The organism is Pseudogracilibacillus amylolyticus (SeqCode) (genome assembly GCF_051918545.1).
In the GTDB taxonomy this organism is placed as follows: domain Bacteria; phylum Bacillota; class Bacilli; order Bacillales; family Amphibacillaceae; genus Pseudogracilibacillus.
This window is the reverse complement of the sequence record NZ_JBPPZG010000152.1, coordinates 1-9,652: the sequence shown is the minus strand read 5'-3', so window position 1 is coordinate 9,652 and position 9,652 is coordinate 1. Positions and strand designations below refer to the sequence as shown.

The 9,652-nt window shown below is 34.9% G+C and carries 9 protein-coding genes and 1 pseudogene; all 10 read right to left on the bottom strand.

Going from position 1 to position 9,652, the window contains the following annotated elements:
- Positions 1-168 (bottom strand): annotated as a pseudogene (locus tag ACPYKA_RS15080) (flagellar motor switch protein FliG); the annotation flags it as partial.
- Positions 169-174: 6 nt separating this feature from the next.
- Positions 175-1,776 carry a flagellar basal-body MS-ring/collar protein FliF gene (fliF, locus tag ACPYKA_RS15075; RefSeq protein WP_479543039.1) on the bottom strand — a complete coding sequence of 534 codons (1,602 nt, stop codon included), beginning with the start codon at positions 1,774-1,776 and terminating at the stop codon, positions 175-177.
- Between the two features lie 283 nt (positions 1,777-2,059).
- Positions 2,060-2,368, bottom strand: coding sequence for a flagellar hook-basal body complex protein FliE (gene fliE / locus ACPYKA_RS15070; RefSeq protein ID WP_479543038.1), 309 nt, complete (start codon positions 2,366-2,368; stop codon positions 2,060-2,062).
- Positions 2,369-2,390: 22 nt separating this feature from the next.
- Positions 2,391-2,846: a flagellar basal body rod protein FlgC gene (gene flgC, locus ACPYKA_RS15065; protein ID WP_479543037.1), complete on the bottom strand. Its 456-nt coding sequence runs from the start codon at positions 2,844-2,846 to the stop codon at positions 2,391-2,393.
- Between the two features lie 2 nt (positions 2,847-2,848).
- Entirely contained in the window at positions 2,849-3,244 is a 396-nt protein-coding gene (gene flgB / locus ACPYKA_RS15060) for a flagellar basal body rod protein FlgB (protein ID WP_479543036.1), read from the bottom strand.
- Positions 3,245-3,607: 363 nt separating this feature from the next.
- Positions 3,608-4,384: a GTP-sensing pleiotropic transcriptional regulator CodY gene (gene codY, locus ACPYKA_RS15055; RefSeq protein WP_479543035.1), complete on the bottom strand. Its 777-nt coding sequence runs from the start codon at positions 4,382-4,384 to the stop codon at positions 3,608-3,610.
- A 93-nt stretch (positions 4,385-4,477) separates the two neighbouring features.
- Complete coding sequence (hslU, locus tag ACPYKA_RS15050) at positions 4,478-5,875, bottom strand: HslU--HslV peptidase ATPase subunit (protein WP_479543034.1); 1,398 nt, start codon at positions 5,873-5,875, stop codon at positions 4,478-4,480.
- Between the two features lie 25 nt (positions 5,876-5,900).
- The gene (gene hslV / locus ACPYKA_RS15045) at positions 5,901-6,446 is read right to left on the bottom strand and encodes an ATP-dependent protease subunit HslV (RefSeq protein WP_479543033.1); all 546 of its coding nucleotides are present in this window, start codon (positions 6,444-6,446) and stop codon (positions 5,901-5,903) included.
- Between the two features lie 100 nt (positions 6,447-6,546).
- Entirely contained in the window at positions 6,547-7,461 is a 915-nt protein-coding gene (xerC, locus tag ACPYKA_RS15040; RefSeq protein ID WP_479543032.1) for a tyrosine recombinase XerC, read from the bottom strand.
- A gap of 208 nt (positions 7,462-7,669) precedes the next feature.
- A partial coding sequence (gene topA, locus ACPYKA_RS15035) for a type I DNA topoisomerase (RefSeq protein WP_479543031.1) occupies positions 7,670-9,652 on the bottom strand: 1,983 nt, incomplete at its 5' end.

The window sequence follows — 9,652 nt, the reverse complement described above, 5'->3', positions numbered from 1 at the left end:
ATCATTGTCTACTTTTTGTACAGATGAAATCTCTAAACTAAGTTTTTCGATCTCATCATCGGTTAAATGCTTATATACTTCGGCTGATACATCTGGGCCTAAGGAGATAAGTAGAATTGCTGCTTTTTGTTTCCCTGTTAGTTTTTTCATTTTTCTAGCTATCTTCATCTCCCCCTAGTCATCAGAAATCCAGCTTCTTAATAATTTCGCAAAATCTTCTGGTTTATTCTTCGCCATTTTTTCAATTTGTTCTTTTTGAATATCACTATCCGATTTTGGTTGACTACTAATATCAGGTACTTCTACTTCTGTATTCTGAACGGTCGCTGCCATTTCCTCATAACTCTCTTCTAGTTCTTTCTCTCTTTTATTTCTGAATAATAATACGATTAATAGAATGATAATTGCTAATAGTATTCCACCTACGATATAGACCCACGTTGGAATTGTTGGTGTTGCATTATCCGGATCGATTCTATCCATCCCGTTGAATTCTTGGAACACGATCGATACTTTCTCTTCAGGATCTATATCGCTATACTCTTCATCAATGGTTGTTGTTATCATTGAATTTAATATAGAGGTAATCCCCTGTTCGACAGTGTTTTGTTCTTGTTGAGTGAGTAATTGTACTTCATCTTCCTCAAAGCCTTGGATACTATCCACGACAACTTGAATACCTAAGTCACGAACTTTATAAGGAGATTCCGCGATATCACGATGAATTCGATTCAATTCATAATTTATCGTTTCTTTGACATGTTCATAATCCCCATCTTGACCCGCAGTTGCGGCGGGATAATTCGCAATATCTTCTTCCCCCGTTCCAACTACGCCACCTTCTGCCTGAGTCCCTTCAAATGTTTCCGTAATAGTTTCGATACTGACTGGAATACCTTCCATATTATCAACATCAACTGGTTCAACTACTTCTTCCGTACGATTTTCATTTGTAAAATCAATATCAGAAGTGACAGAGACAACAACTCGATCCATTCCAACCATAACACCTAACATTTGCTGTAATCTTTTTTGAATATCTCTCTCAATTTCTCGTTTTATTTCTTGTTGACCAGCAAACTCGTCCGTCACCATATTAGAAGAAGCTTGGTCAAAATATTCAAAGTTCTGATCCATGATAACAATGTTTTCAGGTGGTAAATTGGGCACTGCTTTAGAAACTAAATGATAGAGTGATTGAATTTGATTCCCTTTAAACTCATAGCCGTAATCTGTATGTAAAACGATTGATGCACTTGCTTCTTCTGCCGAATCACTAACAAATACCGATTGCTGAGGCAATGTAATCATTACATTCGCATCCTCAATACCTTCAATACTTTTGATTAGATTGGAAAGTTCTGTTTGCATCGCATCTAGTTTCATAACATTAAATTCATTGTCCGTAATGCCCCAAGATGTATTCTCACTAAAAAAAGAATAATCGATATTTCCACTATGCGGAATCCCTTTTCCGGCGAGATCAACTAATAATTGCTCACTTTGCTCTTCTGGTACTTCAATCGTCGTTCCGCCATCTTGTAATTCATAAGGAATATTCCTGGCATCGAGTTCTTCTTTAATTTGTCCTACTTCTTGCAAAGATAAATTAGTATAAAGCGGGACAAATTTATTCACTGAAGTAAAGATAGTAATTACAGCGATTAATACAATGAGTAAACCTGCTGTACTAAAAAAAATAGTCTTTTTCGTTTTCGAACTATTCATCCATAATAATTTTAATTGCTGCATAAATTGATTGATTTTTTCCTTCATATACTCCCACCGGACTTCCCATAAATAAAAATAATTATTCCCCTAACATTAGAAAACTTGGCTTATCGCCAAGCCTTTATGGCAAAAAGCCAAAGTTGCACTTACGAGTGATTGACGTGCTAGTACTGGCGCCCGCGACAATCCTTTACGGTGGACGAACGAAAGAGCAAATGCCCTTCGATGGGACGAGTAAGCGCAGTCCCAGTCCCAGGACGCCCGAGCTTTTAGCCAGTGAGAAGTAAGAAAGTTTTATCCTTTCTTACCTTCAAAATAAAACGACACGTTAAACTTGCATTCGCATCATTTCGTTATAAATATCAATTACTTTTTGTTGTACTTGAACAGCTGTTTCAACTGTAATATTTGCTTTTTGTGCTGTAATCATTACATCATGCAAATTATCAAACTTTCCTTGTACTAATAGTTCTGTTTTTGCATTTGATTCATTTTCAGCCTCGCTTATTTTATTTAGAGCTGTTTTTAATGTCGTTGCAAAATCATTTTCATGAACAGACTTTGTATCAATTGGTTGTTTAACATCCATTCTATTTATTGGAGCGATATTAGATAAAGACTGAATATTCCCTGTCAAGTTTACACTTCCTTTTTAAAGATTACTTACCAATTTCAAGCGTTTTTAACAACATATCTTTTGTTGCATTCAATGAAGTGATATTCGCCTCGTACGATCGGGTTGCACTCATTAAATCGACCATTTCTTTTAAAGGATCGACATTTGGATAGTTTACATACCCAGCTTCATTTGCATCGGGATGAGTAGGATCAAACACTTCCCTAAAAGGTTGTCTATCTACAGTAATGCCTGTTACTTTCACACCAGTAGGATCTTTAGATTCTCCATATCTTGCTTTATGTAATACAGATTTAAAATCATTCGTTTGGGGCTGCATAACAACCATTTTTCGACGATACGGTTCTATTTCCCCATTTTCATTTATTGATGCCCGCGTTGTTTCTGAATTAGCAATATTAGCTGCCGTTACATCCATTCGTAAACGCTGAGCCGTTAAAGCACTTGCGTTAATATTAAACCCATGAAAAATAGACATTTTTACCTACCCCCTCTTATAACCGTTTGTAATGTATTAAATTTACCATTCAATCGGTCCACCAAGCTGCGATAATAGATTTGGTTTTTCGCCAAATTGGCCATTTCTTTGTCAACATCAACATTATTTCCATTATGGGAAAACATAGTAGAATGGTTTGTCGTTATGTTATAGCTATTTGTTGAATTGGATGTAAATCGAAGGTGTCTTGGATGGGTTTTAGTTGCATCCAGTCTCTGTTCTATAGCGTTATTTAAAACATTTTTAAACACAACATCTTGAGATTTATAATTCGGTGTGTCTACATTTGCAATGTTATTTGATATGACCTTGTTTCTTGCACTTGAGTAATTTAACCCCGATTCTAATGTACTAATTGTTTGATCAAATAATTTCATTAACAGATTCTCCTAATAAAGTCTCATTAAATATTATGTATTTCTTGTCATATTTTATCGAATTCAACATTATTTTAGATGAAATCATGTCTAAAGTCCACTACTAATCTCAAAAAAGCAGTCCCTTTTTGAATAAATGAGCATTTATGACTATATTTATTTCAAGTTTTTTACATATTTCTTAAAAAGTTAAGTTTAATTGCCTATTAATATATTAAAAAATTACCCGATATTGGAGAAAAGGTTAAAAGTACTAAATTGGAAAATACAATTTTATTATCTAGTACAAATTGTCCAAAAATTTCGCATGAAAAAACAGCCACATCCGGTGACTGTTTTTCGCATTACTTTAATTGCTTTTAATTAGTTCTTAATTTTTTCAAGTTCTGCTAAAAACTTTTCATTTAACACTTTAATATAAGTACCTTTCATTCCCAACGATCTCGACTCGATTACCCCTGCACTTTCAAGTTTTCTTAGTGCATTAACGATAACTGAACGGGTAATTCCTACACGATCGGCAATTTTACTTGCTACCAGTAAACCTTCTTTTCCATTTAGTTCCTCAAAGATATGTTCAATCGCTTCTAATTCACTAAAAGAAAGGGAGCTAATTGCCATTTGAACAACCGCTTTACTTCTTGCTTCCAATTCAATTTCTTCTGCCTTCCCTTGAAGAATTTCCATCCCTACAACGGTTGCACCATATTCAGCTAACACTAAATCATCATCGTTAAAGCTTCCAGCAAGCCTTCCTATTACTAGTGTACCTATACGTTCTCCACCGCCGATAATCGGCACAATTGTTGTTAATCCGTCTTTGAACAACTCTCTATTTTCATATGGGAAAACAGTATAAATACTATCTGTATCGATATTTGCAGTTGTTTCTTGCAGATTTAATAATTCCTTTGTATATTCTTCTGGAAACTGTCTTTCCTCTAACATATTTTTCATTCGTTCATTTTCAATATCTTGGTTAATTGCAACTCCAAGTAATTTACCTCTTCTACTGAGCACAAAAACATTTCCGTTAATAACTTCTGATAATGTTTTTGCTACATCGTTAAAATTGACTGGTTTTCCTGCTGCTTTCTGTAATAATGCATTAATTTTTCTAGTTCTCTCTAAAAGATTCATTGCTTCCATCCTCCGTTATGCTCTTGTAATGTTTTCTGTATTTTCCAAATTAATGAAATTTTTGTTTTATAGCTCTATTCTGTCCGTTTATTTTTATAATATAAATTGACTAAGATTTTTATCTACTACAATATTGTTTAATTTCTCATTTACATAATCTGTTGTTATTTTTACAGTCTCTAAATTGATATCAGGAGCCTCAAATGATAAATCTTCCAATAACTTTTCTAAAATAGTGTGTAATCTTCTTGCTCCAATATTATCTGAGTCTTGATTAACTTGAAAAGCAATTTCAGCTAATCTATTCACAGCTTCGTCCGTAAACTCTACATTTATACCTTCCGTTGCAATTAATGCTATATATTGTTTTAAAAGTGCATTAGAAGGTTCTGTTAAAATTCGTTTAAAGTCTTCTACGGTTAGTTTATTGAATTCTACTCGTACCGGAAAACGCCCTTGTAACTCAGGAATTAAATCCGATGGTTTCGCCATATGAAAGGCACCTGCTGCAAAAAATAGTATATGGTCGGTTTTTACAGGGCCGTATTTTGTAATTACAGTTGAACCCTCAACAATTGGCAAAATATCCCTTTGTACCCCTTCTCTAGAAACTCCAGGGCCTTGTTGATCTTTCCCAACTACTTTATCTATTTCATCTATAAAGACGATTCCTGCTTGTTCCGCACGATTGATAGCTTCCTGCTGTGCTTCTTCCATATCAATCATTTTTTGTGCTTCTTGTTGAGTTAAGACTTTTCTAGCTTCTTTCACTGGAAGTTTTCTCTTTTTCACTTTACTTGGTAATAACTGACCGAAAGCATCTTGCATGTTCATACCCATTTGTTCCATACCCGAACCTTGTAGCATGTCAAACATAGAAGGTGCTTGTTCTTCAATTTCCACTTGCACTATTTTGTCCTCTAGTTCACCTAGAGCCAACATTTTGGTAACCTTTTGTCTTTTTTCAAAAATTTCATTTTGTTGGTTATTATCCGTTTGATTATTTGTCTCTTGATCATCCATATTTGGAAACAACATTTCAAATGGATTTTTCATTGTTTTTTGTTTCTTTGCATCTGGAACAAGTAATTTTACTAACTTTTTATTCGCTTCTTCCATTGCCTTTTCTTTTACTGCTTCCATTTTTTCTTCTTTCACAATCCGCATAGCCGCTTCAGCCAAATCTCGAATCATGGATTCAACATCACGACCTACATAACCAACTTCTGTAAACTTTGTTGCTTCCACTTTAACAAATGGCGCTTTAACAAGTTTGGCTAACCGTCTTGCCACTTCCGTTTTCCCGACACCTGTCGGACCAATCATTAAAATATTTTTAGGGACTACTTCATCTTTTATCGAATCGTCTAACTGCATTCGGCGAAATCTATTTCTAAGTGCTACCGCAACAGAACGTTTTGCCTCTTGTTGACCGACAATATATCGATCTAGTTTCTCTGCGATTTCCCTAGGAGTATAATTTACTTCCATTACCTTATTCCTCCTCTTAAAGAAGTTACTCTAACACTTGAGTCGTTATATAATCATTCGTATACACACAAATTTCACTTGCAATTTCCAGCGATGCTCTAGCGATTTCCTCTGCTGTTAAATTTGGAGAATATTTCGCTAACGCTCTTCCCGCACTTAAAGCATAGTGTCCACCAGATCCAATAGCGAGTATACCATCATCTGGCTCAATCACTTCCCCCGTGCCTGATACTAAAAACATATGATCTTTATTCATGACAATTAGCATTGCCTCAAGCTTCCGCAATACTTTATCACTACGCCATTCTTTCGCTAATTCAACAGTGGATCTCATTAAATTCCCATTATACTGCTCAAGTTTACCTTCAAATTTCTCATATAAAGTAAAAGCATCTGCAACTGATCCAGCAAACCCTGCAATTACTTGCCCTTTAAATAAAGTACGCACCTTTTCTGCTTTGTGTTTCATCACAACGGCATTCCCTAAGGTAACTTGACCGTCACCACACATTGCACTTTTACCGTTATGTTGAATCGCAAATATCGTCGTAGCATGTAATTCATTTGACATTGTCCACCGCTCCTTAGAAAATTAGGGATTCGCCACGGCTTTATGGAGAAAGCCTTATCCAGTAAGAACATTTTAATTTCCTATCCGCCTAGTAAAGTGTCTACTTCCCATTTGCTCGTGGGTGACTGTTCATATAAACATTTCGCAATCTGTCTTTCGTCACATGAGTATATATTTGTGTAGAAGACAAATTTTCATGACCTAACAACTCTTGAACTGAGCGCAAATCTGCTCCTTCATTAAGTAAATGAGTAGCAAAAGTGTGACGCAGTTTATGTGGATGCATATGAACGGTAAGTGAAGTCTTTTTAATCATTTGGTTTAAAATATAATAGATCCCTCTTGATGTAATCGGATTTCCACGAGCATTTAAAAAAACAAAATCTGTTTTTGTGCTTGATGATTTACTTAATAATTTAAGTCTCCCATCCTTAATATATGTTTGCAAAGCATCTTGTGCATATTGTCCAAATGGAAGGATCCTTTCCTTTCTGCCCTTACCTATTACGTTTATTATTCCGACAGAAAAGTCAATATTTTGTAATTTAAGTCCTTCACATTCGCTGACCCTAATACCAGTTGCGTAAATTAATTCAAGAACTGCTTGATCCCTTTGACCCAATGGTGTTGTCAGATCACTTACCTCAAACAATTCAGATAATTCCTCTTGGTAAAAAAAGCTTGGAATTTGTTTATCTTGTTTTGGTAATGGAATGTGTATAAACGGATTCTGTTCAATGATTTGCTCGGTCTCTAAAAATGAATAAAACGATCGTAAACAGGATAGTGTTCTAGACACGGATTTCCGGCTAAGTTTCCTGTTATATAGTTCTGTTAAAAAAACCCTTACTGTTTGTTGATCTACTTCAGACAAATCACGAATCGCTTCTTTTTCTAAAAAACGAGCAAATAACAGAATATCTTGCGTATAAAATGTTATTGTATAATCCGATACATTTTTTTCAACTTCTAAGTATTGAATATATTTTTTTAGAGAGTCGTTTAAGATAGTCATCGTCCACTCCACTAGTTCTTATTTAAGACCTAATCAATCATAACATACTTGATAATCACTATCAATAAACTTAACTAAATTGTAACAAAATTCAGAATTACCCTTACAAAAATAATGTTTGGAACATTGTATCGTTCTGTAATACAATATCCCAAACAAAAATTCTACTCTTTTAATTTGTAATAGTCAATTGAAACGCATAGTTTGTTTATGATTGTGCTTCCTCTTTATAATCACAATTGCTACATTTTATTTGCACTTGTTTTTTTGCTCTTTTCTCCACTAAAAACTCATTACATTTTGGACAGCTTCGATTGATCGGTTTATCCCAGGAAACGAACTCGCATTCAGGGTACGAATCACAACCGTAAAAGACTCGATTCTTTTTTGATTTACGTTCAACAATCTCGCCTTTTTTACATAAAGGACAAGTAACTCCAATCTTTTTTAAGATTGGTTTTGTATTTCTACAGTCAGGGAAATTAGAACATGCCATAAATTTTCCGTATCGTCCCATTTTATAGACCATCGGCGAACCACATTTTTCACAATCTATACCTGCCGGCTCATCTTTAATTTCAATTTCTTTCATCTCGTCTTCTGCTTTTTCAAGACGTACCTCAAAGTCTTTATAAAAGTCATCAATGATGTTAATCCATCCGACTTTTCCCTCTTCAATTAGATCCAAATTATCTTCCATTTGAACAGTGAAGTCAACATTCGTTATTTCAGGGAAATATTCTTCTAATATTTCCGTTACAATTTCTCCAATTTCAGTTGGAACGAATCTTCGGTTATCCAAGCGCACATACCCTCTTCTTTGGATCGTGTCAAGGGTAGGGGCATAGGTTGATGGTCGACCAATGCCTTGCTTTTCTAAAGTTCCAACCAATGTGGCTTCCGTGTAACGTGGTGGTGGTTGTGTAAAATGTTGATTTGGTTGTAAGTCTTTAAAGTCAATCAATTCACCTTCCTCTAAGTCAGGTAAATATTTTTCTTCTTCTTTTTTTCCGTGATCCGTTCCTTCTATATAAACAGTCATAAACCCTTTAAATTTAATTTTAGATCCTGTTGCACGGAACTCTACACCGTTATTTAGCAAATGAACTGTCATCGTATCCATAACCGCCGGGGCCATTTGACTTGCTAAAAAACGATCATAAATTAATTTATATAATTTAAGCTGATCATTAGATAAAATTCCTTTTAGTGAGCTTGGTTCTCTTAACACAGATGTTGGTCTGATTGCTTCATGAGCATCTTGTGCTCCTTCTTGCTGTTTTCTTTTTGTAGAGGCTCCAACGTAATTTTTACCGAATTTTTCTTCTATATGAGCAATCGTTTCACTTCTAGCTGATGCAGAAATACGTGTAGAATCTGTACGCATATACGTAATTAGCCCTGTAATTCCACCCGATTTTCTTCCTAAGTCAATCCCTTCGTATAATTGTTGGGCAATCATCATTGTTTTTCTTGCTCTAAAATTTAATTTTCTTGCAGCTTCTTGTTGTAGAGTGGACGTAATAAACGGCCTGGCAGGGTTCCGTCTTCGCTCACGTTTAGTTACTTTATCAATTTTAAATTGTTTTTCTGTCAACCTATTTAAAATATCTTTTACTTCTTGCTCATTTTTTAATTCTTGTTTTTTGCCATCAATTCCGTAAAATTTCCCGAGAAAATTATCTTTCTCCTTAAGAAATGTACCTTCAATAGACCAATATTCTTCTGGTATAAAATTCTTTATTTCATTTTCACGATCGATTATTAATTTAACAGCAACTGATTGAACTCTTCCAGCACTTAGTCCCCTTTTCACTTTCTTCCATAATAATGGACTAATATTATAACCAACTAGACGGTCTAAAACTCGTCTTGCTTGTTGTGCATCTACGAGATTATAATCAATTTTTCTCGGATGTTTAAATGATTCTTTAATTGCGTCTTTTGTAATTTCATTAAATACAACACGACACTTAGAATCCTCATCTATTTTTAATGCGTGGGCAAGATGCCAGGCGATCGCTTCTCCTTCTCGATCCGGGTCAGCTGCTAAATACACTTTCGTAGCTTTTTTTGCTTCTTTACGGAGTTCTTTGAGAATATCTCCTTTTCCCCGAATCGTGATGTATTTAGGTTTGTATTCTGCTTCCACATCAACGCCCATTTGACTTTTAGGTAAGTCAATTACATG